This window comes from Caulobacter sp. 1776 (assembly GCF_040545685.1).
Lineage (GTDB): Bacteria > Pseudomonadota > Alphaproteobacteria > Caulobacterales > Caulobacteraceae > Caulobacter.
In genome coordinates this window covers 215636-239837 of record NZ_JBEPMI010000005.1, presented here as the reverse complement: position 1 = coordinate 239837, position 24202 = coordinate 215636, and the positions used below count along the sequence as shown (strand labels likewise).

Below are 24202 nucleotides of genomic sequence, written 5' to 3'. Positions count from 1 at the left end.
GTCAGAACGTCACCACGGTCCGGATGCTCTCGCCGGCGTGCATAAGGTCGAAGGCCTTGTTGATGTCTTCCAGCGGCAGGACGTGGGTGATCATCGGGTCGATCTGGATCTTCCCGTCCATGTACCAGTCGACGATCTTGGGCGTGTCGGTGCGACCGCGCGCGCCGCCGAAGGCCGTGCCTCTCCAGACCCGGCCGGTGACCAGCTGGAACGGACGGGTGGCGATCTCCTTGCCGGCCTCGGCCACGCCGATGATGATGCTCTCGCCCCAGCCGCGATGGCAGGCCTCCAGCGCCTGACGCATGACCGTGGTGTTGCCGGTGGCGTCGAAGGTGTAGTCCGCGCCGCCGTCGGTCAGGGCCACCAGGTGGGCGACGATGTCGCCGTCGATGGTCTTCGGGTTGACGAAGTGGGTCATGCCGAACTTGCGGCCCCACGCTTCCCGGTCCGGATTGATGTCGACGCCGACGATCATGTTGGCGCCGACCAGTTTCAGGCCCTGGATGACGTTCAGGCCGATGCCGCCCAGGCCGAACACCACCGCGTTGGCGCCCGGCTCGACCTTGGCGGTGTTGACCACCGCGCCCACGCCCGTCGTCACGCCACACCCGCAGTAGCAGGCGGTCTTGAACGGCGCGTCGCGGCGGATCTTGGCCACGGCGATCTCGGGCAGCACCGTGTAGTTCGAGAAGGTCGAGCAGCCCATGTAGTGGTGGATGGTCTGGCCCCTGTACGAGAAGCGGCTCGTCCCATCGGGCATCAGCCCCTTGCCTTGGGTGGCGCGGATCGCCGTGCAGAGGTTGGTCTTGCCCGACAGGCAGCTTTTGCACTGCCGACATTCGGGCGTGTAGAGCGGGATCACGTGGTCGCCGACCGCCACCGAGGTGACACCGGGGCCCACCTCGACCACCACGCCCGCGCCCTCGTGGCCCAGGATCGAGGGGAACAGGCCCTCGCTGTCCAGGCCGTCCAGGGTGTAGGCGTCGGTGTGGCAGACGCCGGTGGCCTTGATCTCGACCAACACCTCGCCGGCGCGGGGACCTTCCAGGTCGACCTCGACGATCTCCAGCGGCTGCTTGGCGGCGAAAGCGACGGCGGCGCGGGTCTTCATCGGGCGTATCTCCAGCAAGGCGAGTCGGCGCGACTTTGCCGCTCCCCGTCGTTGGGGTCGAGCCCCGATCAGGCCTTGGTCACCGGCGGGAAGCGGAAGCGGCCGTCCAGCAGTTCCGCCCTCGGCAGATAGGCACGCAGGTATAGAGCGAACGGACCGCTCTTGGGCGCCGGCAGCCAGTTGGTCGCGCGCTCGCCGCCCGGGTCGATCCGGCCGATCCAGACGTCCAGCGACCCGTCGGCGTTGCGCTTCAAGCCCGGCGTGCGGTCGCCGACCGTGTAACGCTTGAGCGGGTTGTCGGTGAAGAAGAACTGGCCGTCCGGCGTGGCCTCGTACATCGACAGCGACCAGAAGCCGTCCAGCGGCAGCTGGGCCGGCAGGCTCAGGCGGTAGAGGCCGTCGCCGGTGAAGGTCCCCGTCCCGTCGTCGCCGGCCGCCTTCATGTACATGGCCTCGGCCACCGGCAGCGCGCCCAGCCCCTGCAGGGCGACGATGCCCCGATACAGATAGTCCTGGCCGTAGTCGCCGAGATTGGCGCGCGGATAGGACCAGCCATCGACGAAGGTCTGCCGCCCCCTGGCGAAGACGGCGATCGTCCGGGCCTGCTCGACGCCGGCGGTCGCCGCGGCCTCGTCGAACGGCCCCGCGCCCAGGAAGGTCGCGGTACGGGCCAGGATCCGCAGGTCGGTCGGCGGGGCTGGATCGCTGGCCAGCAGCGCGCGGGCGGTCGCGAAATAGTCGGACGGCTTAGCGTCCCGGTTGGCGTAGGCGGCGACCGCGCCTCCGGCCGGGCCCTTCACCGTGAAGCCGTCCTGGGCCTTGTGCGCGGCGTCGAGATCAGCGCCGCCGTCGGTCAGGGTGCGGATCAGCAGCCAGGCGTGCGGCGTGGCGATGCGTGTCGGGTTCGGCCCGGTCGAGGCCTGACCTGGCCCGACCAGGGTGAAGGTCCCGCCCTGGCCGCCGATGGTCCGGGTCCCCAGCACGACGTTGTTGTTGGTGAACATGTCCATCACCGCCACCGAGTAGTAGCGCTTGCCCAGCGGCGGGATGGTCAGGGTCACCGGCCCCTGGGTCAGGTCCAGGAAGGCCGAGGAATAGAGGGTGTCGTTGTTGGGCGTGGTCACCCTGCGGGCCGCGTGGTCCGACAGGGTCCGCGTGTGGGTCAGCTGGTTGATCCCCGCGCCCGGCGCCTTCAGCAGGCGCGCCCGCGTCGTGGCCATCTCGATCAGCGGCAGGGCGTAGAGATAGGCGTCCCGCGCGGCGGCGGCGTCGCCCACCGCCGCGCGCGCGACAGCTGGAGACAGGGCCAACGCGCTGGCCATGACCAGCAGCTCTCGACGGTTCATCGCACCCTCCCCGAACGTTTGTTTGAGGGCAGTGAACGCGCGATTGGCGCGAGGCGCAAGTTCGGGGCGCAAGTCGAGCGCGGTTCGGGGAAGGGCCGCGCCCCTCCCCGCCCCACACGGTCAGGCGGCGCTGGCGAAACGCGCGGCCTGGACCACGCTCTGCAACGTGATGATGGTGGCGTCGACACGCTCGTGGGCGTCCGAGCCGATGACCTTGCGGGCCACCGTCGTCGACAGGCCCCGGCGCAGGTGCCCCAGGGCCCGGGGTGGCGCCACCAGGATCACCTGATCGAAGCCATGGCGGGCGTTCAGGTCGTCGAGCCGCTTGGCCAAGTCGCGCAGGAAGGCCTTCTCGGCCCGGTCGCGCGGGTCGCCGGGATGGGTGATGTGACTGGGCCCGTCGCGCTCGTGATGCTCCTTCAGGCCCGACAGCCATTCGGGACGGTCGTGCAGCGGGCCGCCAATGCGCGGCTGCTCCAGCAGGCGGGCGCGATGTCCGTCGGCGACGACGATCAGGGTTCTTGCGTCGGGGATCATCCGAAACTCCTTGGCTTGACCACGCCAAGGACCCTGCGCGCTTCCCATCCGGCGGCGGATGATCAAGGTCAATTTTGCCGCCGCCCGCGCCCCCTTAGCGGAGCGTCCTTAAGGGGCCTCGCCCTCGCCGGCCTTCGCCTTCGAGGCCTTCTCGGCCAGCTTGGCCAGCACCCGGCCGCGCCCCTTGCTGAGGGCGGTGATCACCCCGCGGAAGGTGCGGACCTCCTGGTCGGTCAGCCGCGCGCGGGCCAGGGGGACGCGCAGGTTGCGGACCATGGACGGCTTCTTCTCCGGCGGATGGTAGAAGCCGGCCTTGTCCAGTTCGCCCTCGAGATGCTCGTACAGACCCAGCAATGTGGCCTGGTCGGCGGGCTCCTCGACGTTCTGCTCGAACTTCTTCCAGGGCCGGTCGTCCTGGGTCATTTTCCATTCGTAGGCGTTGATCGACACCGCCTGGGCCAGGTTCAGCGAGCGGAAGCGCTCGTCGATCGGGATCGAGACGATGGCCTGGCAGAGGGCGATGTCGTGGGTCTCGAGGCCCGCCCGCTCGCCGCCGAACAGCAGGCCGACCGCGCGGCCCAGGGCGACGTCCTCGGCCAGGTGTCCGGCGCTCTCGCGCGGCGTATAGACCGGCAGGCGCGTTTCGCGCGGGCGGGCCGTGGTGGCGTAGACCAGCTTCAGGTCGGCGATCGCCGCCTCCAGGCTGTCGAACACCTTGGCGTCGTCCAGCGGCCAGGTCGCGCCCGAGGCGCTGGCCCAGGCCCGCTCTTGCGGCCAGCCGTCGCGCGGCCGCACCAGGCGCAGGTCGTAGAGTCCGAAATTGGCCATCACCCGGGCCACCGCGCCGATGTTCTCGGCCAACTGAGGCTCGTTGAGGATCACGCACGGGGGCGTGAGCTTGGGCGGAACGGGCTTGGTCGCGTCGGTCATCCGCGTCCTTTGCCGCCGAGACCGCGCCGGATGCAAGTGCTCAGCAGCCGAAACCCCTACGGCCGCGTTTAGCGGGGATGTCACGCCGCGCCCTTCTGACCGCCCTCCTCGCCCTGCCCCTGTTCGCCGCCTGCGAAGCGCCGATGCTGGGCCAGCAGGAGCCGAAGATGAAGCCCAAGCGCCTGCAGAAGCGGATCGAGGCGATCGCCGCCCGCGCCGCGCCGGCGCGGCTGGGCGTGGCGGTCGAGGACCTGACCACGCGCCAGCTGTGGACGTTCAACGGCGACCAGGCCTTTCCGATGGGCGCGGCGGCGCGGGTCCCGATCCTGGCGGCGGTGATGGCCGAGACCGCCGCCGGGCGTTTGCGGCCCGAGGAGATCCTTCCGGTCCGCGACGTCGACCTCTCGCCGCCGCCCAGCGCCGTAGCCGACGCCTGGCCGGGCCGACAGACCTGGAGCGTCGCCGACCTGGAGGCCCTGGCCCTGCACGGCGACACCACCGCCCTCGACGTCCTGACCAAGCGCATCGGCGGGCCGGGCGCGGTCAATGGTTGGCTGGACGTGCAGCGCATCGTCGGGGTCAGCGTCGACCGCTATCGCCGCCAGATCGCGACCGAGGCGCGGGGTCTGGCCTCGTTCCGCGCCGACTGGAAGGGCGAAGCCGCCTGGCGGCGGGCGATCGACGCTGTTCCGGCCGCCGATCGCGCCAGCGCTCTCGGCCAGCGCGAGATCGATCCGCGCGACACCGCCACGCCGGTCGGCATGGCTCGGCTGCTGGAGGCCTTCGCCTTCCGCGAACTGAACGTGACGCCCGACTTCGATCGGCTGCTGGGCCACGATCCGGGCCATCTGGCGCTGGCGCTGCCGAACGGCGCGCGTCTGGTCCAGGCGGCTGGATCGGCGCCGCCGGATCTTGGCGTCACGCCGGGCAGCCACGCCCTGGCCATGGTCGAACTGAAGGACGGCCGCCGCGTCGCGTTCGTGATCTTCCTGACCCGCTCGCCCGCCGACGCCGCGCGCCGCGAGGCGTTGATCGCCGACATCGGCCGGGCGGTGCTGGAAGAGTTCTAGCGTCCCGATCTACCGCCGGGGCGCCCGCGCCAGGGCTTCCAGCAGCTGCGCCGGGTGCAGCGGCTTGGCCAGATGGAGATCCGCGCCGGCGGCCTCGGCGGCGGCGATGTGCTCTTCCATGGCGTTGGCGGTCAGCATGACGATCAGCACCGGCGGCGCGCCCGAGGCGGCTTCGCGGGCGCGGATGGCGCGCGTGGCCGTCAGGCCGTCCATCACCGGCATCTGCATGTCCATCAGCACCGCGTCGAAGCTGGCCGCGTCCAGCGCGTCGAGCGCCGCCTGGCCGTCCTCGACCATGGTCAGGTCGACGCCGAACGGCTCCAGCACGATCTCGACGACCTTGCGGTTGGTCGGATGGTCCTCGGCGACCAGGATCCGCATGCCCTCCAGCGAGATCTCGCGGTCCTCCTCGGCCGCGACCTCGGCGAGGTCGGCGCAGCGCTTCAGCGGCAGCAGGACCTCGAAACGCGCGCCCTCGCCCGGCGTGGCGTCGGCGCTGATCCGGCCGCCCATCATCTGGGCCAGGGCCGCGCAGATCGACAGGCCCAGGCCCGTGCCGCCGAATTGGCGGGTGATCGACTGGTCGGCCTGGACGAAGCGCTTGAACAGGCGGTCGCGCACGCCGTCGTCGAAGCCGACGCCGGTGTCGCGCACCATGAACCGCACCGCGTCGCCAACCTGATCGACGTCCAGCGACACCTGGCCCCGCGCGGTGAACTTCACGGCGTTGGCCAGCAGGTTGGACAGGATCTGGCTGATCCGCCCGGCGTCGCCCTCGTAGGTCCCCGCCGCGTCGGGCGCCACCGACCATTGGAAGCTCAGGGACTTGGCCTCGGCGGCGGCGGCGTGCAGCTCGGCCATGCCACGCACCAGTTGGACCAGGTCGAACGGCGCCGGGGTCAACTGGAACTCGCCGGCCTCGATCTTGGAGACGTCCAGGATGTCGCCCAGCACCTGCTCCAGCAGGCGGCCCGACGACGAGACCAGGGCCGCCAGTTCCCGGCGGGCCTCGGGATCCTCCTCCTCGGCCAGCCGGTCGCCGATGGCGATCACCCCATTCAGGGGCGTGCGCAGCTCGTGAGACATGTTGGCCAGGAACACCGACTTGGCCTGGTTGGCGCGTTCCAGCTCGGCGGTGCGCTTGGCGACGCGGTCCTCCAGCGAACGGCGCAGCTCCTCGTTGCGCTCTCGCTGGCGCCGCAGGGCGCGGGCCAGGGAGCCGATCTCGTCGGGACGCTTCTCGAACGGCTCGGCCGCCTTCGGGTCGCCCTGCTGTTGGGCCTCGGCCAGCGCCTCCAGCGGCGTGGCGACCATCTGGTTGGTCAGGCCGTAGAGCAGCAGGACCTGCAGGGCCACGCCCATGAAGCCGAACAGCAGCACCCACGACGCGGTCTTCAGCGACGACCAGACGATGTCGCCCGACGGGAAGGTCATCAGGAACCACCAGCCCGGCTCGACCAGCCGGCCATAGGCCACCAGCCGGCGGCCATCGGGCGACAGCACCGCGCCGACGTCACGCTTCTGGTCGCGGATGCGATCGACCAGATTCTTGAGATCGTTGGCGGCCTCGAACTTGCGCAGGACCCCAACATCGACCACGCCGTTGCGCGCCAGGCCCTGGGCGGCGACCAGCTCGCCGTCGTCGGCGACGATCAGGTTGCGGCCGCCCGGCAGGGCGTCGGCCACCGCGCGCAGCAGGTAGGAGTCCAGCGACAGGCTGGTCCCAAACGCCCCCATGAACTGGCCCTTGTAGTAGAAGGGCGTCATGCAGGCCGCGTTCAGGCCTCGACCGCTGGGATCCGAGATCAGCCGCCGCAGCTTGGTGCACTTCATCACCCGGTCCGGGTTGTTCTCCGGCAGGGTCAGGAGGGTCATTTCCTCCTTGGCGATGCTCAGGGTCGGCGGGGCGTCGCGCCGATAGAACAACAGCTTGTCCTGCCGGCGGGGCCCGAACATCACCAGCCGCGTCTTGGGCGTGAAGAAGTAGAAGTTGTCGTAATGCCGGATCTCGGTCTCGCCGGTGGCGGCGACGACGTCGGCGGCCGACACGAACAGCGACTGCTCGGGCAGGCTCATCGTATCGGCGTTCGGCAGATAGGCTCCGACGCCGTAGACATAGCGGTTGCCGATCCGCGCGCCGTCGAACAGGCCCGGCGCCGAGCGCCGCGTGCCGTCGCCCTTTTCCGGAAACAGCCGCTCGAACTGGTCATGGACCGAGGGGTCCTCTTCCATGGCCAAGCGCCGGGTCAGAGCCTCGGAGGCCGCGTCATGCACCTTGACCAGGTCGGAGAACAGGCGGTCCTCGGTCTTGACCCGCTCGCCGACATATTCGGCCAGGTGCCGGGTCTGGGTGTCGGCGGCGCTCTTGCGCACGAAGACGAAGGCCGCCGCGGTAGCAAGACCCGTCACGGCGATCGACAGGATCGCCACCATGGTCAGCAGCCTTCGCGCCAACGGCGCGGTCACCCCGGCAATCGCTTCGGGACTCTTGTTCAAACCCCCTCCATGGCCAACCTGCGTGGGCCGACCGTTTGGATTCCCATGCTCGAACGCTGAAGTTACCGACGCTGGTCCAACCGATCGGCTTTTCCGCCGCGACGCAACAGTCTATAGCCTCCCGGTCCGCGCCGCTTCCTGGCCCTGTGCGCCAGATCGCCACAGGCGCGCCACCGCCAGAGGAACATCCCCGCAATGGCCAAGATCAAAGTCGCCAACCCCGTCGTCGACATGGACGGGGACGAAATGACCCGGATCATCTGGAAGCTCATCAAGGATAAGTTGATCTTCCCGTACCTGGATCTGGAACTGGACTACTACGACCTGTCGGTCGAGAACCGCGACGCCACCAACGACCAGGTGACCATCGACGCGGCCGAGGCGACGAAGAAGCATGGCGTGGCCGTCAAGTGCGCCACCATCACCCCCGACGAACAACGCGTCACCGAGTTCAATCTCAAGAAGATGTGGAAGTCGCCGAACGGCACGATCCGCAACATCCTGGGCGGCGTGATCTTCCGCGAACCGATCATCTGCCAGAACGTGCCGCGTCTGGTGCCGGGCTGGACCCAGCCGATCATCGTCGGCCGTCACGCATTCGGCGACCAGTACAAGGCCACCGACTTCCTGTTCCCGGGCAAGGGCACGTTGTCGATCAAGTTCGTCGGCGACGACGGCCAGACCATCGAGCACGAAGTGTTCAAGGCCCCGGGATCGGGCGTCGCCATGGGCATGTACAACCTGGATGAGTCGATCCGCGACTTCGCGCACGCCTCGTTCGCCTACGGCCTGAACCGCAACTATCCGGTCTACCTCTCCACGAAGAACACGATCCTCAAGGCCTATGACGGCCGCTTCAAGGACATCTTCCAGGAGATCTTCGACGCCGAATACGCCGACAAGTTCAAGGCCGCCGGCATCCACTACGAGCACCGCCTGATCGACGACATGGTCGCTTCGGCGCTGAAGTGGTCGGGCGGCTACGTCTGGGCCTGCAAGAACTACGACGGCGACGTGCAGTCGGACATCGTCGCCCAGGGCTTCGGCTCGCTGGGCCTGATGACCTCGGTGCTGATGACGCCGGACGGCAAGACGGTGGAAGCCGAGGCCGCCCACGGCACCGTCACCCGCCACTACCGCCAGCATCAGAAGGGCGAGAGCACCTCGACCAACTCGATCGCCTCGATCTTCGCCTGGACGCGTGGCCTGGCCCACCGCGCCAAGCTGGACGACAACCAGGCCCTGGCCGATTTCGCCCACACCCTGGAGAAGGTCTGCGTCGACACCGTCGAAAGCGGCTTCATGACCAAGGACCTGGCCCTGCTGGTCGGCGACAAGCAAGGCTGGCTGACCACCGAAGGCTTCCTCGACAAGATCGACGAGAACCTGAAGAAGGCCATGGCCGCCTAAGGCCACCCGCCGATTGAGGACAAGACGCCCCCGGGTTATCCCCGGGGGCGTTTTTCGTTTCAGCGCTGGACGATGGCCCCGGCGAAGTCGATCACGCACATCGAGCCCCACTGGCGATGCTCGCCGCAGGCCACCCCGGCGGCGCTGTAACCGGACGAGAAGATGTTGCGCCGGTGACCTCTGCCCGCGACGCGGCTGTCGATGATCAATTGGCGGACGATGGCCCGCGCGTCCTGCTGGCCATACGAGATGTTCTCGGCGCACAGACCCGCGAAGACGCCGTTGGCGCGCAGGCGCTGGCCGAGGCTGCCGGCGGGGCCGTGACCGACGTCGCCGCGCAGGCCTTGAGCCTGGGCGTGGGCGCGCGCCGCGGCGTCCAGGCGCCGGTCGCCCTTCAGCGGGGCCAGCGATGGCTGGCGCTCCAGGAACTCGATCGCCTCCTCCACCGCCCCAGGCTCCTCCTGCTCGAACGCCCAGTCGGGCGCGCGGCGCAGCTCGCGGGCGTATTCGGCCGGACGGGCGCGGGCGTAGTTGATCTCGTCCAGCACCGCGTCGTCGAGGTCGGCGGCCTGGACCAGGGTGGGAACGATGGCGGGAAGCAGGAAGGCGGCCGCCACGGCGGCGGCGCGAACAAGCAAGGGACGGCACAAGAACACGGGTCGCGACTCTCGATACTGACGCGTCCCCCAAGACCGCTGATACCAGCGGAGACGCCCTCGCGCGAGGCGCGCCTTGTCGCGGCGAGGCCGACCCAGGGAAACAATTCCAGAGCGATAATTGACATATACAACCGTGAAGCGTTCAATCGCACGCGAAGCGCCTCGGCTCGCCGGAACGCCTTCCCTGATCCGTCGAGAACTCCTCCCCGACGGGATCCTCCTCCCGCGCCGCTTCCCCCTGGAGCGGCGCTTTTTTTGCCTTTCGCCGATATCCTTTGGACCGCCCCTCTCGCGCGAGCGCCCTTGCGGCGAACGGCGATAGCTGGTCTATCCGCGTTAACCTTTGGGGAGGCGGCATGACCCTGCAGAAGCGGATCTGGGACCTGATCGTTCTGGCGATCTTCGTCTTCGCCGCCGCCTTCGCGACCGCGCCCTGGTTCGCCTTCCGAGCGCTGAAGGCCGCCGCCCAATACGAGGACGTGCAGGCGATCGGCGAGCTGGTCGACTTCCCGGCCGTCCGTCGCAGCCTGACCGGCCAGCTGGTCGCCGACGCCCCCACCGCCCAACCGGAAGCGCCGTCGATCTGGCGCGACCCGCTCAGCGTCTTCAAGAAGGCCATCGAGCCGCTCGCCCCGCCCGAGCCCAAGGTCGACCGCTACCTGACCGTGGCCGGGGTCTCGGCCCTGACCCGCGGCTACGCCCCCGGCAAGGCCCCGCCGGCCGCGTCGCGCGACGGCTCGCTGGGCGGCCAGGTCAAGGACACGATCAAGGGCCCCTATCCGAGCATCGCCTACTGGGATCCGAACCGCGTACGCATCGCCGTCAAGCGTCCGGACGGCAGCGGCAAGGTCACGATCTTCACCTTCGAGCGCAAGGCGCTGTTCGCCTGGAAGCTGGTGCACATCCGCTTGCCGGGCGACGAGCGCCAGGGCTAAAGCCCATCCCGTGACCGCCCTCGTTCTCGACGTCCTCTCGCGGGTCTGGCCGTTCTTCCTGCTGGTCGGCGCGGGCCTGGCGCTCACGCGGCTTCGCCTGCTCGACGCGAAGATGACGCAAGGCCTGTCGGCCTATGTCTACTGGGTGGGCTTTCCCGCCCTACTGCTGCATTCGCTGTCGCGGCTGGGCCGCCCCGGTCCCGAGCTCGCCCTGGGCCTGGCCGCCTATGCCGGCGCGGGCCTGACGGTGATGTTCGCGCTCGTCCTGGCCGGCCGCCCGCTGGGCTGGAGCAAGGCCGAGCGCGCGGGGGCCGGCATGGCGTCCGGCGTCGGCAACAGCGCCTTCCTGGCCCTGCCGATCACCGCCGCCGTCCTCGGAGCCGAGACCGCCCGCCTGGTCGCCGGCGTCGTGGCCATCGATTTCGTGGTCATGGCCGCCTCCGGCGTGGGCCTGCTGGGCTGGGCGGCGGGACGCTCGGTCTGGCGCTCGACCATCCAGGCGTTCCGCAACCCGGTGGTCGCCGCCGCCTTGGCCGGCCTGGCGCTGGGCTTGCTGGAGTTCGCATTGCCAGAACCTCTGGACCGCGCCATCGGCATGGCCGCCGCCTCGGGCAGCCCCGTCGGCCTGGTCGCCCTGGGCGCGGCCCTCGGCCTGCGCGAGACCGAGGGCGAGGCCTCGCCGTCGATGGCTCCGGTCGTCCTGGCCGCCGTCGCCAAGCTGGTCGCCTTCCCCGTGCTGGCCTGGCTGGCGATCGGCCTGACGCCCGCGCCGCTGGCCTTCCGGGCCGGCGCGACCCTGCTGGCCGCCGCCCCGACGGCGGTGAACGTCTTCATCCAGACCCGCGCCTATGGCGTCTTCCCGCGCGGCGCGGCGCGCACGGTGGCCCTGACCACCGCCCTGTCGCTGGTCACCCTGGCGGCGGCCGCGCTGCTGCTGCGCCCGATCATCCGATAAATCGCCGGCGACAGCCGTCCCGCGTTTGACACCGTTGGTCACGGCCGATAGATGCGTTTGCGAGTTATTCGCGTTCGCATATGAGGCTGTCCATGTCCCCGTCCTTCCGCGCCCTCCTGCTGGCCGGCGTCGCCCTCGCCGCCGCCAGCGTCTCCGGCCTCGCCTTCGCGGAAGGGATCGGGGCGGAGGAGACCGGCGCGGACGCCGCGGAGAACCAGGTGGACCGGGTGGTGATCACCAGCGCCCGCACCCGCACCTCGGCGGTCACGGGCCTGGACATGAGCCTGCGCGAGACTCCGCAGTCGGTGACGATCATCAACCAGGACCGCATCCGCGACTTCGCCCTGACCGACGTGAACCAGCTGCTGGCCCAGGTCACCGGCGTCAATGTCGAGAAGGTCGAGACCGACCGCACCTATTACAACTCGCGCGGCTTCGACATCACCAACTTCCAGGCCGACGGCGTCGGCCTGCCGCTGATCTGGGGCATCCAGTTCGGCGAGCTGGACACGGTGCTGTTCGAGCGCGTCGAGACCGTGCGCGGCGCCAACAGCATGATGACCGGCACGGGCAATCCGTCGGCGACGATCAACTATGTCCGCAAGCGCCCGACCAAGACCTTCCAGGCCTCCGGCGCCTTGCAGTACGGCTCGTGGGAGAGCTACCGCCTCGAGGCCGACGTCGCGGGCCCGCTGGACGCTTCGGGCGCGCTGACGGGCCGGGTGATCTACGCCAATGAGGACCGCGACAGCTATCTCGACCACTACAAGGTCAACCGCAACGTCTACGGCGCCCTGCTAGCCTGGGACGCCACCCCGCACCTGACCGCCACGGTCGGCTGGTCGATGCAGGACAATCGCGCCCGCGGTAACAACTGGGGCGCCCTGCCCCTGGTCTATACCGACGGGACGCGGATCGACTATCCGGTCTCGGCTTCGACGGGGGCCGACTGGACGCACTGGAACGTCCGCGACCAGACCGCTTTCGGCGAGCTGGCCTGGACGTTCGACAACGGCTGGCGGCTCAAGACGATCGGCACGTTCAAGCGTTTCGAGGAGAACGCCAAGCTGCTCTACGCCTATGGCAATCCCGACAAGACCACGGGCCTGGGCGTCAAGGGGATGAGCGGCGTCTATCCGTCGATCTACCAGAACTACATCCTCGACGCCTACGCCTCGGGGCCGTTCCGGCTGTTCGGCCGCGAGCACCAGCTGGTGATTGGCGGCCAGGTCTCGCGCGCGCATGGCCACGAGTACGAGGACTTCTCGGCCGACCCGATCGTCTATCCGTCGGTGCGCGACTGGGGCCGCGCGCAGGTGGCCGAGCCGACCTATCCTGGCGCCTATCTGGCCGCCGACCAGGTGGATCGCCTGAGCCGCTTCTACGCCGCCGCCCACCTGAACGTGACCGACCGCCTGAAGATCGTGGCCGGTTTCAACGCCCTGAAGCTGAAGTCCAAGGGCTTCTCGTACGGCGTCGACACGCCGCGCGACGAGGACAAGGTCAGCCCCTACGCCGGCGCGGTCTACGACCTGACGGAAAACGTGTCGCTGTATGCGAACTACACCGACATCTTCAATCCGCAGTCGGAAGTCGACGTCAATCACAGGACCCTGGCCGCCGCCCACGGCAAGAGCTACGAGACCGGCTTCAAGAGCGAGTGGTTCGACAAGCGCCTCTATGTCACCGGCGCGGTGTTCACCTCGCGGCAGGACGGCCTGGCTGAATTCGCCGGAACCTTCCCCGACACGCTGAAAAGCTATTATGCCGACGTCGACACCAAGGCTGAGGGCTATGAGCTGGAGGCCGTCGGCGCGCTCAGTGACCAGTGGCGCGTCAGCCTGGGCTGGACCGACCTGACGATCAAGGACGGCGACGGGAACAAGACCCGCCTGTTCACCCCGCGCAAGACGCTGAAGGCCTCGACCACCTACACGATCCCGTCGGTTCGCAACCTGACCCTGGGCGCCCAACTGCGCTGGCAGGACGACATCGAGACCCAGGATCTCGTCACGGTGACCCAGAAGGCCTACGGCGTGCTGGACCTGATGGCCGGGATCGACCTGACCGACAAGGTGCGCGCCACCGTCAACGTCAAGAACGCCACCGACAAAGCCTATCTGGCCAGCCTGATGTGGAGCCAGGCCTATTACGCCGCGCCGCGCAGCGTGTCCCTTCGCCTCGACTACGCCTTCTAGGCCCGAACGATGGACGCGCGCACCCCGCTCCCCGTCGGCAAGGACGCCCGCCGGACTTCGTTGCGGCTGGCCGGCCTGCGGCCCGTGCTCGGCTTCTTCCACCGCTGGGTGGGCCTGTTCATCGCCGGCTTTCTGTTCGTCTCGGGCGTGACGGGGGCGATCATCTCGTGGGATCACGAGCTGGACGACCTGCTCAATCCAAACCTGATGCACGCCCGCGCCGCCGGTCCGGCCAAGCCGCCCCTGGAGCTGGCCAAGGTGATCGAGGCCCGCGACCCGCGCGTCCAGGTCACCTTCATCCCGCTCGCGCCCGAGCCCGGCGAGGCCTATGCGTTCGGCGTCGAGGCCAAGCGCAACCCAGCGACCGGCAAGCTGTTCACGCCCGGCTACAACCAGGTCTTCATCGACCCGGCGACCGGCGACGAGCTGGGTCGGCGAAACTGGGGCGCGGCCTGGCCGATCACCCGCGAGACCTTCGTCTCGTTCCTCTACGTGCTGCACTACACCCTGCACATCCCGGCCCTGTGGGGCATCGACCGCTGGGGCGTCTGGCTGATGGGGGTGATCGCTGTGCTCTGGACGATCGACTGCTTCGTCGGCTTCTACCTGACCCTGCCCTCGCGGGCGTCCGCCAAGACCGGCAAGAGCTTCGTCAGCCGCTGGAAGCCGGCCTGGCAGATCAAGACCAAGGCCAGCGCCTACCGGATCAATTTCGACATCCACCGCGCCTTCGGCCTATGGCTGTGGGGCGTGCTGTTCACCGTGGCCTTCACGGCCTTCTCGCTGAACCTCTACACCGAGGTGTTCTACCCGGTGCTGTCCAAGGTCTCGAAGACCACGCCGGGCCCGTTCGAGCTGCGCGCGCCCGCGCCGCTGGACCAGCCGATCGTGGCGAAAAAGACCTATGCCGAGGTCATCGCGACGGCCCAGGTCGAAGCGAAGAAGCGCGGCTGGACCGACCCGGCCGGCGGGGCCTTTTACGCCCCCGCCTACGGCGTCTATGGCGTGACCTTCCATCAGCCCGGCGGCGACCACGGCGCGGCGGGGGTCGGCACGCCGTATCTCTATTACGACGGCCAGACCGGCCTGCCCGCGGGCGAGCGCCTGCCCTGGGTCGGCACGGCCGCCGACATCTTCGTCCAGGCCCAGTTCCCGCTGCACTCGGGCCGCATCCTGGGCCTGCCCGGCCGGATCCTGATCTCGTTCATGGGCCTGGTCGTGGCGGCGCTCAGCGTCACGGGGGTGGTGATCTGGTGGAAAAAACGCCAGGCGCGGGTGGCTCGAAGGGCGCGCGCCTGACAGCGAGCGGGCGCGGCTAGTCGAGCGGCGGTTCGTCGTTTTCCGGCGATCCCTTCACCGGCTCGGCGGCCTCGATCGCATGCTTCGAGGGCGGATCCAGCACCGCGCCAAACCCAAGCAGAACCGAGGCCAGCATCAAGCCGCCCTTGGCCCTCGCCCCAAACCGTACAGCGAGCCAGGCGACCAACGGTGCCAGCACCAGCAGCGCGGCGAGGGCGATCAGGGTCTGGATCCAGGCGGCCATGACGTCATAGATGGGACGACGTTCGGCCCCGCCAATGGTCACGGCGTGAACGTTGGCGATGGGACCCCCTCAACCCGGATCGGGATGCAAGTCTCAGCGCGTCGCGGGCCCCTGCCCCGTCAGCAGGCTCGACGCCGGCGCGCCGCCGGGCTTGCCCTGGTCGCCAGCCTTCCAGCCGGCCGGGCATGGCCCCAGCCGATGATAGCGACGGGCCTGGACCACCTTGCCGCCGGCGGCCTGCAGCGGCTGCAGGGCGAAACGTACGGTGAAGTCGTCCGGCGCCCTGCGCGTCGTCGTCACGTAGAGGCCGTAGCGCATCCCGCCGGCCTGGCAGCGGCCGACGTGCTCGTCGGCGGTGTCCTTGGCCGCCTTGCCGTAGGGCTCGCAAGCCTCGCCGTTCACGCGCGGCTCGACGCGGGTGAACGAACCGACCAGCTCCGGATGGGCGCAGACCTGCGTCGCGCCGGTCTGGCCGCCGGAGTCCTCGACCACCTCGACCCGCCACAGCGACGGCGGCCCCAGCGACTGGTCCTTCAGGGACGGCGTCTTGGCCTCGCCGCTCTTCTGTCCGCAGCCGCCGATGGCCAGCACCAGGCCGACGGCCAGCACCGCCCTGCTCCACGGACGTGTCGAGATCATGCGCCGCTCCCCCATTAGAACTACATTCGTAATTCAATTGAGGGGTAAGCCGGCGCTTCGTCAAGCCGGGGCGTCAGGGCGTTGACTGATTGACCTTGGACGCCGGACGAGGACCGCCCTCCTGATCCATGAAACGTTCGACGCGCTCGGCGAAGTCCCTCGGTTTTTCCAGATACATGAGGTGACCTGTGTCCGGGACGATGTCTCGCTTGGCTCCGGAGATGGCGGTTTCCAGGGTCTTGGCTTGGTCCTGCACATCCTTGATGTCGACCTGACCCACGAGGATCAAGGTCGGAACGCGTATCTCGCCCAGGCGTGGCTTGGCCGGTGCCGCGGGTGGTTGCTCACGGGTCCCCGCGGTGAGGTTGCCCGGGTAGGCTTTCAGGATCGCCTTTAGCCGTTCACGCTGCGGCGCGGCGTTCTTGGTCAGGATGTAGGGATCCCGCGCCACGCTGTCCGTCAGGCCAAGCTTGTAGAGCGTCAGCAGTTTCAACGCGCGGAAGATAAAGCCGAGCGAGGCGTCAAAGCCGCTGATCCAGGGGCCGGCCAGCACCAGACGATCGACCTGCTCGGGGTGCGCCAACGCGTAGTCCACCGCCAGGCCTGATCCCGAGGACGAGCCGACCAGGGCGGCGTGTTTGACGTCCAGTGTCTTCATCAGCACGGCGAGGTCGTCGACCGGCCGATAAGGATGGGCGGCGGGCGGTGAGGCGCCATAGCCGCGCCGATCGTAGCGGATCACCTTGAAGCGCCGACAGAGCGTGGGCCAGATATCGTCGTAGGCGACGGCGTGCAGGATGCCGTCGTGCAGCAGCACGATGGTCGTGGGGCCTTCACCGCAGGTCGTATAGGCCAGCCTGCCGTCGGGAACCCTGATGAAGCCGGTTTCGGCGTGCGCCAGGCCGGCCCAGAACAACAGGCAGCCGGCCGCGATCGCCCGAGCGGGCGTTGAGAATTTCATGGCTTTGTCTCCGGAAAAGCGCCGTCAGCCGGCGTGTCTGACCTTTTCGCCCACGATGTCGGGCGGTTGTTCGGCCTGGTATTCGAGGATGTCGCCCGGCTGGCAGTCCAGGAAGTCGCAGATGGCTTCCAGGGTTTCGAACTTCATGCCTTTCACCTTGCCGGACTTGAGCAATGAAAGGTTGGCGTCGGTGATGCCGATAGCGCGGGCCAGCGCGTTCGAACGAACCTTGCGGCGGGCCAACATGACGTCGAGGCGAAGCACGATCGGCATCAGACGAAGGCCTCCCGGTCCTCTTCGATCTCCCGGCCGACCATCATGACCTGGCCAATGACGAAGACCAGCATGCCCAGGACGAACGCTTGCAAGCTGGCCATGTGGGCCCAGTTCTTGTCGATCTCGTAGCCCGTCGCCGACAGGAAGAGGTGGCAGATGAGCGGCGAGACGGCGTAGGCGCATAGCCAAGCGCCGACCAGGCCAAAGCGCCGAGCGGCTCGCGCGGAGAACACTTCGCCCCGGGCATAGCCGGCGAACAGGGCTCGCAAACTCCAGAAGACCATCAGGATCGGCGTGGCCCGCGCGAGGCCCACACCGACATAGACCAGGCGATGGACCAGGGGCAGAGAACTGAAAGCCACCGAATTGGCGGGCGCCTCGCCGATATAGCAGTTGTCGGGGCCGATCCGGACCAGCTCGCCCTTGTAGAACAGCATGGTGGCGATCGCCGCGACGAGGATCGCGCCGGACAAGGCGAACAGGCCGGTGAACAGCCAAACCGCCGCGCGGCTGCCGAGGCGCACGCGGCGCTGGGCCGTGCTCTCGGGCGGCGGCGGACGATAGAGCGGCTTCAAATGCAGAACAGTCGACATGGCGCCTCCCGACGCCACATTTTTACAGAAACAAATTTCTGTCAATCGATAAAGATTGGAGGGCCCTGTCAGGGGGCCGCAAGTCGTCGAGCATGAAAAAGGGGACGCCTTTCAGCGTCCCCTCGTCATTCCAGATGGCGGCCCGATCAGCCGGCCAGCGCGGCCTTGACGGCGGCGAGGCCGTCCTGGGCCTTGCTGTCGTCGGGGGCGCCGCCCTGGGCGAAGTCGGCCTTGCCGCCGGCGCCCTGGCCGCCCATGGCGATCACCGCGGCCTTGGCCAGGTCGGCGGCGCTGAACTTGCCCGACAGGTCGGCGGTGACCGCGACCGTCACGGCGGCCTTGCCGTCCGAGGTGCCGACCAGAGCCACGACGCCCGAGGTCAGCTGCTTCTTGAACTCCTCGGCCACGCCGCGCAGCTCCTTGCCGCCGACGCCGTCCAGGACGCGGGCGATCAGGGCCACGCCGTTCACGTCCTCGGGACCGGCCGCCGCGCCGCCGCCGCCCAGGGCCAGCTGCTTCTTGGCGTCGGCCAGTTCCTTTTCGAGGCGCTTGCGGTCGGCGATCAGGGCGTCGACGCGCGCCGTCACCTCGGCCACCGGAGTCTTGAACTGGTCGGCCAGCGACTTGGCCACGCCCGCCTGGTCCAGCAGGAAGCGGCGGGCCGCCTCGCCGGTCAGGGCCTCGATGCGGCGCACGCCGGCGGCGACGCCCTGCTCCGAAACGATCTTGAACAGGGCGATGTCGCCCGTGCGGGCCACGTGGGTGCCGCCGCACAGCTCGACCGAATAGGCCTTGGCGTCATCGGCCAGCGACTTGCCGAGCGTGAGCACGCGGACGCTGTCGCCGTACTTCTCGCCGAACAGGGCCACGGCGCCGGCCTCGATGGCCTCCTGCGGGGCCATTTCCTTGGTCTCGGCCGGGACGTTCTGGCGGATGACGGCGTTGACCTCGGCCTCGATCCGGTCGAGCTCCTCGGCGGTCAGCGGGCCGCCGTGGCTGAAGTCGAAGCGCATGCGCTCGCCATCGACCAGCTGGCCCTTCTGGGCGACGTGCGGACCCAGCACATGGTGCAGGGCGGCGTGCACCAGGTGGGCGGCCGAGTGGTTGGAGCGGGTGGTGTGGCGGCGCTCGGCGTCGACCGAGGCCACGACCTGGTCGCCGACCTTCAGATCGCCGGACAGCTCGACGCGGTGCACGTGCAGTTCGCCGGCCTGCTTCTGGGTGTCGATCACGCGGTTCTCGCGGCCGTTGGCCTCGATCACGCCGGTGTCGCCGGCCTGGCCGCCGCTCTCGGCGTAGAAGCTGGTGCGGTCCAGCAGGACCTCGACCGTCTGGCCGGCGCGGGCCGACTCGACCTCGACGCCGCCCTCGACGATCGCCTTCACCACGCCGGTGGTCTCGGTGTTCTCGTAGCCGACGAAGTCGGTCGCGCCGGCCTTTTCCTTGATCGCGAACCAGGCGGCCGCGCCGGCCTGCTGGCCCGAACCGGCCCAGTTGGCGCGCGCCATCTCACGCTGCTTCTGCATGGCCGCGTCGAAGGCGTCGGTGTCGACGGTCAGGCCCTTGGCGCGCACGGCGTCCTGGGTCAGGTCCAGCGGGAAGCCGTAGGTGTCGTAGAGCTTGAAGGCGGTCTCGCCGTCCAGCACGCCGCCGGCCGTCAGGTTGGCGGTGGCGTCGTCCAGCAGGCCCATGCCGCGGCCCAGGGTGACGCGGAAGCGCTCTTCCTCCTGGCGCAGGGTCTCGACGATCGAGGCCTCGGCGCGGCGCAGTTCTGGATAGGCCTGGCCCATCTCGGCCACCAGGGTCGGGGCCAGGCGGTGCATCAGGGGCTCGTTGGCGCCCAGCAGATAGGCGTGGCGCATGGCCCGGCGCATGATCCGGCGCAGGACGTAGCCGCGGCCTTCGTTCGACGGTGTGACGCCGTCGGCCAGCAGGAACGACGACGAGCGCAGGTGGTCGGCGATCACCCGGTGCGACGGGGCCTGGGCGCCCTCGGCCTTGACGCCGGTCAGCTCGACGCTGGCGGCGATCAGGGTCTTGAACAGGTCGATGTCGTAGTTGTCGTGCTGGCCCTGCAGCACGGCCGCGATCCGCTCCAGGCCCATGCCGGTGTCGATCGAGGGCTTGGGCAGCGAGACGCGCTCGCCGCCGGCCAGCTGCTCGAACTGCATGAACACGAGGTTCCAGATCTCGATGAAGCGGTCGCCGTCCTCATCGGGGCTGCCCGGAGGGCCGCCGGCGATCGACGGGCCGTGGTCGAAGAAGATCTCCGAGCACGGACCGCACGGCCCGGTGTCGCCCATCGACCAGAAATTGTCGTTGGTCGAGATCCGGATGATGCGGTCGTCGGACAGGCCGGCGATCTTCTTCCACAGCCCCGCCGCCTCGTCGTCGGTGTGGTAGACCGTGACCAGAAGCTTGTCCTTGGGCAGCTTGTATTCGCCGGTCAGCAGCGTCCAGGCGTGGTGGATCGCCTGTTCCTTGAAGTAGTCGCCGAACGAGAAATTGCCCAGCATCTCAAAGAAGGTGTGGTGGCGCGCCGTGTAGCCGACATTGTCCAGGTCGTTGTGCTTGCCGCCGGCGCGGACGCACTTCTGCGAGCTGACCGCGCGCGGATGGGCCGGCGTCTCGGCGCCGGTGAAGACGTTCTTGAACGGCACCATGCCGGCATTGACGAACAGCAGGGTCGGATCGTTCTGCGGCACCAGCGGCGCCGACGGCGTGATCGCGTGATCGGCCTTGCCGAAGTAGTCGAGGAAGGTGCTGCGGATCTCGTTCAGGCTGGGCATGAGCGTCTCAGGTCTTGCGTACTGGCCCGGCAGGCGGCCGGTGGCGCTGCATAGCGCGGTTTTCCGCGAAGGGGAAACCCAGTCGCAGATGGGCGCCCGCGATGGGGAGGAAAAGGGCGACGGGCAAAGCGGAGAGCTCTCTCTTTCGTCCCCCACCGTCATCCCGCGCCTTGTGCGCGGGACCCATCGCTAAGCTTCCGCGCGAGCGCTTCATCCCGCTCCGCACTTGCGGCGGACAAATGGGTCCCGCGCATAAATGTTCAGACCGGGGAGATGCCTGACGGGTGTTCGGGGAGATGGCTGACACATGATTGGCTGGATGAGGCTCTTGAGGAGGCCTTGGCGCGAGGTGTCGGCGATGGAAGAGCGGCGAGCGTTCGTGAGGCTTGCGATGCTGGAGGGGGCGAACCGGCGGGAGTTATGCCGTCGGTTCGGGATCAGTCCGGAGGCTGGGTACAAGTGGCTGGCGCGGGCGGCGTTGGGGGATGAGGCGCTGCCTCCTCCTCCGGCCCTCCGGGCCAACACTCCCGAACGAAGAACCACGATCAAAAGAGTAGGCCGCCTGGCATGGGGTCCAGGCGGCCTGAAATCGCGGCCCTCGCGGCGGTCCGGCCGCGGGCGTGTTGAAGGCGGGGAACGCCCGGGGTCGGGCGAAGGCCGCGAAACCCTTGGGAGGATTATTCCTCCTCGCCGTCCTCGGGACCGCCGACCAGGAGCTCTTCCTCGATCTTCTGCGACGACTTGCGGACGGCCGCCTCGATATCGGCGGCGACGTCGGGATTGGTCTTCAGGAACTCGCGGACATTGTCGCGACCCTGGCCGATGCGCTGGCTGCCGTACGAGAACCACGAGCCGGCCTTGTCGATGATCCCGGCCTTGACGCCCAGGTCGATGACTTCGCCCAGCTTGGAGATGCCCTCGCCGTACATGATGTCGAACTCGACCTCGCGGAACGGCGGGGCCACCTTGTTCTTGACCACCTTCACGCGGACATTGTTGCCGATGATCTCGTCACGGACCTTCACCGAGCCGGTGCGGCGGATGTCCAGGCGCACCGAGGCGTAGAACTTCAGCGCATTGCCGCCGGTGGTCGTTTCCGGGCTGCCGTACATCACCCCGATCTTGTGACGGATCTGGTTGATGAAGATGACGATGGTGTTGGCCTTGTTGATCGAGGCGGTCAGCTTGCGCAGCGCCTGGCTCATCAGACGGGCCTGCAGGCCCGGCAGGCTGTCGCCCATCTCGCCTTCGATTTCGGCCTTCGGGGTCAAGGCCGCGACGGAGTCGATCACGACGATGTCGACGGCGCCCGAGCGCACCAGGGTGTCGGTGATCTCCAGGGCTTGTTCACCGTTGTCGGGCTGCGAGACCAGCAGGCTGTCGAGATTGACGCCCAGCTTGTGCGCGTACGACGGGTCGAGCGCGTGTTCGGCGTCGACGAAGGCGGCGGTGCCGCCAGCCTTCTGGACCTCGGCCACCACGTGCAGGGCCAGGGTGGTCTTACCGGAGCTTTCCGGCCCGTAGACCTCGATGATCCGGCCCTTCGGCAAGCCGCCGATGCCGAGCGCGATGTCCAGGCCGAGCGAGCCGGTGGAGACGGACTCCATCTCGACCTTGCCCTTTTCGCCCAGCTTCATCACCGAGCCCTTGCCGAACGCGCGGTCGATCTGGGCGAGAGCCGCCTCTAGCGCGCGTTGCTTGTCGCCTTCTTCTTTGCCCACGAGTTTCAAAGCCGCCTGACTGGTCATTGGTTGTCCGCCTCTATCCCATGATTCCGGCCGCTCGATCGGCGCTTCCCGCGCCGCGTCCCAACGACCTGTGGAACATGTCAAAGGCGTACATGCTTTGTTCCAGGTTCGCAAGATGTTCTCGTGCATAGAAACGACCGTTTCTGACGTAGGCGAAAAGGTCGCGGCGGTGAACCGGATATGAGGACGGCGCTCTGTCCGCGCGCAACGGCTCCTTAAGCCCCGCCATGGCAGCTTCCCGCCTTCTTGGGGGCTGCCGTCTTGTCGATCGATCCACGTCGCCTTTTGGGCCTGGCGTTCGCCAGCGCCGACCTTCTCGTCGAGCTGCAGAGCGGCCGCGTGCGCCTGGCCCTAGGCGCGGCGCAGAAGGTGATGGGCTTGAACGAGGCCGGTCTGACGGGCCAGTCCTGGTCCGACCTGTTCCATTCCGACGACCAGCCGCTGATGGACGCGATGATCAGCTGCGCCGACGACGGCGTGCGGCGCGGCCCCGTCGTGCTGCGCCTCGCGGGCCACGGGGAGCGCCACGTGCGCGTCATCCTGCGCGCCCTGCCGGAGAACGACGGCCGCGTCTCGTGCGCCGTGACGGCCGCCCAGCCGGCCGGTCCGCCCCTGCCCGCCGGCGGCCTGCAGCCGCGCGAGTCGTTCGACGACATCGCCAATGGCCTGTTCGAGGCCGCCCGCGTCACCGGGCTGGAGCTGGAACTGGCCATGGTGGAGATCGCCGGGCTGGGCGCGATGCGGGAGGGTCTGACGCCGAGCGAGGCCGCCGCCCTGGACGTCCGCGTCGCCGGCGCCATTCGAGCCGAGTCGCACGGCGGTTCGGCCGCCACCCGCCTCTCGCCCGACCGCTTCGCTCTGCTGCGCCAGCGCGACGACCGTCCCGAGACCATGATCAAGCGCCTGACCCGCATGGTCAGCGCCGACGCCCACGCCCATGTCGTGCCGGTGGAGGGCGGCGCCTCGTCCCGCGCCATGCGGGCCCTGCGCTACGCCCTCGACGACTTCTTGCGCGAAGGTCTCAAGGACATGCCGCCGATGACCCTATCGGAGGCGATGAACCGGTCCGTGAAGCGGACCCTGGCCCGCGCCGGCGCCCTGGGCGTCGCGGTCACCCAGCGGCGCTTCACCCTGGCCTACCAGCCGGTGGTGTCGTTGACGACGGGCCTGGCCCATCACCACGAGGCCCTGGTCCGCTTCGAGGACGGCGGCAGCCCGTTCGCCCTGATCCGCATGGCCGAGGAATTCGACCTGATCGAGGAGCTGGACCACGCGATCGTCGAGCAGGTGGTCAAGAAGCTGGCCAACGACCCGGAGCGCAAGCTGCGGTTGGCGGTGAATGTCTCGGGTCGCACGATCGGCAACGAGACCTTCGTCGACCACGTCGGTCGCCTGCTGGCCAAGCACGACGAGGCCAAGGGCCGGCTGATCTTCGAGATCACCGAGACCTGCGCGATCGACAATCTGACGGTCGCCAACCAGCATATTCAGAGCCTGCGCGGCATGGGCTCGATGGTCTGCCTGGACGATTTCGGCGCGGGCTCGTCCTCGTTCGCCTACCTGCAGCAGTTGAGCCTGGACATCGTCAAGATCGACGGCCGCTATGTCCGCGAGCTGGCCGACAACGGCCGCGACGGGGCGCTGGTGCGTCGGCTGGTCGAGCTGTGCCGCGACCTGAAGATCCGCACCGTGGCCGAGATGGTCGAGACCGTCGAGGTCGAGGACATCGTCCGCGCGGCCGGCGTCGACTTCGCCCAGGGCTGGCTTTACGGCAAGCCGGCCGACAAGCCGGCGCCGGCCCTGCGGCCCAGCGCGCCGGTCAAGGCCGTGGCGCGCCGGGCGGGAGCGTCGGAGAGCTGGAGCTAGGCTTTACAGGCCTTCACCGAAATCACACGTCATCCCGCGACTTGTTCGCGGGACCCATTTGTCCGCCGCGGGTGCGGAGCAAGTACTCTTCCTCACGGGGAAGCTGAACTATGGGTCCCGCGCATGAAGCGCGGGATGAC

At 68.7% G+C, this 24202-nt stretch carries 20 protein-coding genes and 1 pseudogene; 8 read left to right on the top strand and 13 right to left on the bottom strand.

What is annotated here, in order from left to right; all coding sequences use genetic code 11:
* Nucleotide 1: 1 nt before the first annotated feature.
* From ABIC66_RS14775 to ABIC66_RS14760, 4 genes are all read right to left on the bottom strand, one after another.
* Nucleotides 2-1111: an S-(hydroxymethyl)glutathione dehydrogenase/class III alcohol dehydrogenase gene (locus ABIC66_RS14775; protein WP_354071041.1), complete on the bottom strand. Its 1110-nt coding sequence runs from the start codon at nucleotides 1109-1111 to the stop codon at nucleotides 2-4.
* A 68-nt stretch (nucleotides 1112-1179) separates the two neighbouring features.
* Nucleotides 1180-2457: a DUF1254 domain-containing protein gene (locus ABIC66_RS14770; protein WP_354071040.1), complete on the bottom strand. Its 1278-nt coding sequence runs from the start codon at nucleotides 2455-2457 to the stop codon at nucleotides 1180-1182.
* Nucleotides 2458-2577: 120 nt separating this feature from the next.
* Nucleotides 2578-2994 carry a host attachment protein gene (locus ABIC66_RS14765; protein WP_354071039.1) on the bottom strand — a complete coding sequence of 139 codons (417 nt, stop codon included), beginning with the start codon at nucleotides 2992-2994 and terminating at the stop codon, nucleotides 2578-2580.
* Between the two features lie 108 nt (nucleotides 2995-3102).
* Nucleotides 3103-3924: an RNA methyltransferase gene (locus tag ABIC66_RS14760; protein ID WP_354071038.1), complete on the bottom strand. Its 822-nt coding sequence runs from the start codon at nucleotides 3922-3924 to the stop codon at nucleotides 3103-3105.
* Between the two features lie 77 nt (nucleotides 3925-4001).
* Here ABIC66_RS14760 and ABIC66_RS14755 point away from each other — a divergent pair, with 77 nt between their 5' ends.
* Complete coding sequence (locus ABIC66_RS14755) at nucleotides 4002-4994, top strand: serine hydrolase (protein ID WP_354071037.1); 993 nt, start codon at nucleotides 4002-4004, stop codon at nucleotides 4992-4994.
* 9 nt (nucleotides 4995-5003) lie between these two features.
* Here ABIC66_RS14755 and ABIC66_RS14750 read toward each other — a convergent pair whose 3' ends face one another.
* The gene (locus ABIC66_RS14750) at nucleotides 5004-7490 is read right to left on the bottom strand and encodes an ATP-binding protein (RefSeq protein WP_502910354.1); all 2487 of its coding nucleotides are present in this window, start codon (nucleotides 7488-7490) and stop codon (nucleotides 5004-5006) included.
* A gap of 195 nt (nucleotides 7491-7685) precedes the next feature.
* On the opposite strand from ABIC66_RS14750, the gene ABIC66_RS14745 reads away from it, so the two are divergent.
* Nucleotides 7686-8900, top strand: a complete 1215-nt coding sequence (locus tag ABIC66_RS14745) for an NADP-dependent isocitrate dehydrogenase (protein WP_354071036.1) — start codon at nucleotides 7686-7688, stop codon at nucleotides 8898-8900.
* Nucleotides 8901-8959: 59 nt separating this feature from the next.
* Here ABIC66_RS14745 and ABIC66_RS14740 read toward each other — a convergent pair whose 3' ends face one another.
* Nucleotides 8960-9556: a CAP domain-containing protein gene (locus tag ABIC66_RS14740; RefSeq protein ID WP_354071035.1), complete on the bottom strand. Its 597-nt coding sequence runs from the start codon at nucleotides 9554-9556 to the stop codon at nucleotides 8960-8962.
* Nucleotides 9557-9915: 359 nt separating this feature from the next.
* On the opposite strand from ABIC66_RS14740, the gene ABIC66_RS14735 reads away from it, so the two are divergent.
* From ABIC66_RS14735 to ABIC66_RS14720, 4 genes are all read left to right on the top strand, one after another.
* Nucleotides 9916-10494, top strand: coding sequence for a DUF2939 domain-containing protein (locus tag ABIC66_RS14735; protein ID WP_354071034.1), 579 nt, complete (start codon nucleotides 9916-9918; stop codon nucleotides 10492-10494).
* A gap of 10 nt (nucleotides 10495-10504) precedes the next feature.
* Nucleotides 10505-11449 (top strand): AEC family transporter, encoded by a 945-nt coding sequence (locus tag ABIC66_RS14730; protein WP_354071033.1) that lies wholly within the window; start codon nucleotides 10505-10507, stop codon nucleotides 11447-11449.
* Between the two features lie 92 nt (nucleotides 11450-11541).
* Nucleotides 11542-13647: a TonB-dependent siderophore receptor gene (locus tag ABIC66_RS14725; protein ID WP_354071032.1), complete on the top strand. Its 2106-nt coding sequence runs from the start codon at nucleotides 11542-11544 to the stop codon at nucleotides 13645-13647.
* A gap of 9 nt (nucleotides 13648-13656) precedes the next feature.
* Entirely contained in the window at nucleotides 13657-14946 is a 1290-nt protein-coding gene (locus ABIC66_RS14720) for a PepSY-associated TM helix domain-containing protein (RefSeq protein WP_354071031.1), read from the top strand.
* 16 nt (nucleotides 14947-14962) lie between these two features.
* Here the strand turns inward: ABIC66_RS14720 and ABIC66_RS14715 are convergent, their stop codons facing one another.
* From ABIC66_RS14715 to alaS, 6 genes are all read right to left on the bottom strand, one after another.
* On the bottom strand, nucleotides 14963-15190 hold the full coding sequence (locus ABIC66_RS14715) for a hypothetical protein (RefSeq protein ID WP_354071030.1): 228 nt from the start codon (nucleotides 15188-15190) through the stop codon (nucleotides 14963-14965).
* A gap of 93 nt (nucleotides 15191-15283) precedes the next feature.
* A complete protein-coding gene (locus ABIC66_RS14710) occupies nucleotides 15284-15829 on the bottom strand; it encodes a hypothetical protein (RefSeq protein WP_354071029.1) in 546 nt (181 codons plus the stop codon).
* Nucleotides 15830-15902: 73 nt separating this feature from the next.
* Nucleotides 15903-16790, bottom strand: coding sequence for an alpha/beta fold hydrolase (locus ABIC66_RS14705; protein WP_354071028.1), 888 nt, complete (start codon nucleotides 16788-16790; stop codon nucleotides 15903-15905).
* Between the two features lie 24 nt (nucleotides 16791-16814).
* A complete protein-coding gene (locus ABIC66_RS14700; protein WP_354071027.1) occupies nucleotides 16815-17063 on the bottom strand; it encodes a helix-turn-helix domain-containing protein in 249 nt (82 codons plus the stop codon).
* The gene (locus tag ABIC66_RS14695) at nucleotides 17063-17659 is read right to left on the bottom strand and encodes a DUF2975 domain-containing protein (RefSeq protein WP_354071026.1); all 597 of its coding nucleotides are present in this window, start codon (nucleotides 17657-17659) and stop codon (nucleotides 17063-17065) included. Before ABIC66_RS14695 ends, ABIC66_RS14700 begins: the two co-directional genes overlap by 1 nt.
* Before the next feature lie 146 nt (nucleotides 17660-17805).
* Entirely contained in the window at nucleotides 17806-20448 is a 2643-nt protein-coding gene (gene alaS / locus ABIC66_RS14690; protein ID WP_354071025.1) for an alanine--tRNA ligase, read from the bottom strand.
* A 319-nt stretch (nucleotides 20449-20767) separates the two neighbouring features.
* Between alaS and ABIC66_RS14685 the strand changes: the two are divergent.
* Nucleotides 20768-20944, top strand: a pseudogene (locus ABIC66_RS14685) (helix-turn-helix domain-containing protein); the annotation flags it as partial.
* 181 nt (nucleotides 20945-21125) lie between these two features.
* Here the strand turns inward: ABIC66_RS14685 and recA are convergent.
* On the bottom strand, nucleotides 21126-22196 hold the full coding sequence (gene recA, locus ABIC66_RS14680) for a recombinase RecA (RefSeq protein WP_354071024.1): 1071 nt from the start codon (nucleotides 22194-22196) through the stop codon (nucleotides 21126-21128).
* A gap of 261 nt (nucleotides 22197-22457) precedes the next feature.
* Here recA and ABIC66_RS14675 point away from each other — a divergent pair, with 261 nt between their 5' ends.
* The gene (locus ABIC66_RS14675; RefSeq protein WP_354071023.1) at nucleotides 22458-24062 is read left to right on the top strand and encodes a sensor domain-containing phosphodiesterase; all 1605 of its coding nucleotides are present in this window, start codon (nucleotides 22458-22460) and stop codon (nucleotides 24060-24062) included.
* The last annotated feature ends 140 nt before the right edge of the window (nucleotides 24063-24202 follow it).

What these genes read in the sequence shown, in the direction of transcription:
- ABIC66_RS14710 (WP_354071029.1), bottom strand. Translation starts at nt 15,829, where the DNA reads ATGATCTCGACACGTCCGTGGAGCAGGGCGGTGCTGGCCGTCGGCCTG.
- ABIC66_RS14770 (WP_354071040.1), bottom strand. Translation starts at nt 2,457, where the DNA reads ATGAACCGTCGAGAGCTGCTGGTCATGGCCAGCGCGTTGGCCCTGTCT.
- ABIC66_RS14725 (WP_354071032.1), top strand. Translation starts at nt 11,542, where the DNA reads ATGTCCCCGTCCTTCCGCGCCCTCCTGCTGGCCGGCGTCGCCCTCGCC.
- ABIC66_RS14735 (WP_354071034.1), top strand. Translation starts at nt 9,916, where the DNA reads ATGACCCTGCAGAAGCGGATCTGGGACCTGATCGTTCTGGCGATCTTC.
- ABIC66_RS14760 (WP_354071038.1), bottom strand. Translation starts at nt 3,924, where the DNA reads ATGACCGACGCGACCAAGCCCGTTCCGCCCAAGCTCACGCCCCCGTGC.
- ABIC66_RS14695 (WP_354071026.1), bottom strand. Translation starts at nt 17,659, where the DNA reads ATGTCGACTGTTCTGCATTTGAAGCCGCTCTATCGTCCGCCGCCGCCC.
- ABIC66_RS14765 (WP_354071039.1), bottom strand. Translation starts at nt 2,994, where the DNA reads ATGATCCCCGACGCAAGAACCCTGATCGTCGTCGCCGACGGACATCGC.
- ABIC66_RS14700 (WP_354071027.1), bottom strand. Translation starts at nt 17,063, where the DNA reads ATGCCGATCGTGCTTCGCCTCGACGTCATGTTGGCCCGCCGCAAGGTT.
- ABIC66_RS14715 (WP_354071030.1), bottom strand. Translation starts at nt 15,190, where the DNA reads ATGGCCGCCTGGATCCAGACCCTGATCGCCCTCGCCGCGCTGCTGGTG.
- recA (WP_354071024.1), bottom strand. Translation starts at nt 22,196, where the DNA reads ATGACCAGTCAGGCGGCTTTGAAACTCGTGGGCAAAGAAGAAGGCGAC.
- ABIC66_RS14720 (WP_354071031.1), top strand. Translation starts at nt 13,657, where the DNA reads ATGGACGCGCGCACCCCGCTCCCCGTCGGCAAGGACGCCCGCCGGACT.
- alaS (WP_354071025.1), bottom strand. Translation starts at nt 20,448, where the DNA reads ATGCCCAGCCTGAACGAGATCCGCAGCACCTTCCTCGACTACTTCGGC.
- ABIC66_RS14705 (WP_354071028.1), bottom strand. Translation starts at nt 16,790, where the DNA reads ATGAAATTCTCAACGCCCGCTCGGGCGATCGCGGCCGGCTGCCTGTTG.
- ABIC66_RS14755 (WP_354071037.1), top strand. Translation starts at nt 4,002, where the DNA reads ATGTCACGCCGCGCCCTTCTGACCGCCCTCCTCGCCCTGCCCCTGTTC.
- ABIC66_RS14745 (WP_354071036.1), top strand. Translation starts at nt 7,686, where the DNA reads ATGGCCAAGATCAAAGTCGCCAACCCCGTCGTCGACATGGACGGGGAC.
- ABIC66_RS14775 (WP_354071041.1), bottom strand. Translation starts at nt 1,111, where the DNA reads ATGAAGACCCGCGCCGCCGTCGCTTTCGCCGCCAAGCAGCCGCTGGAG.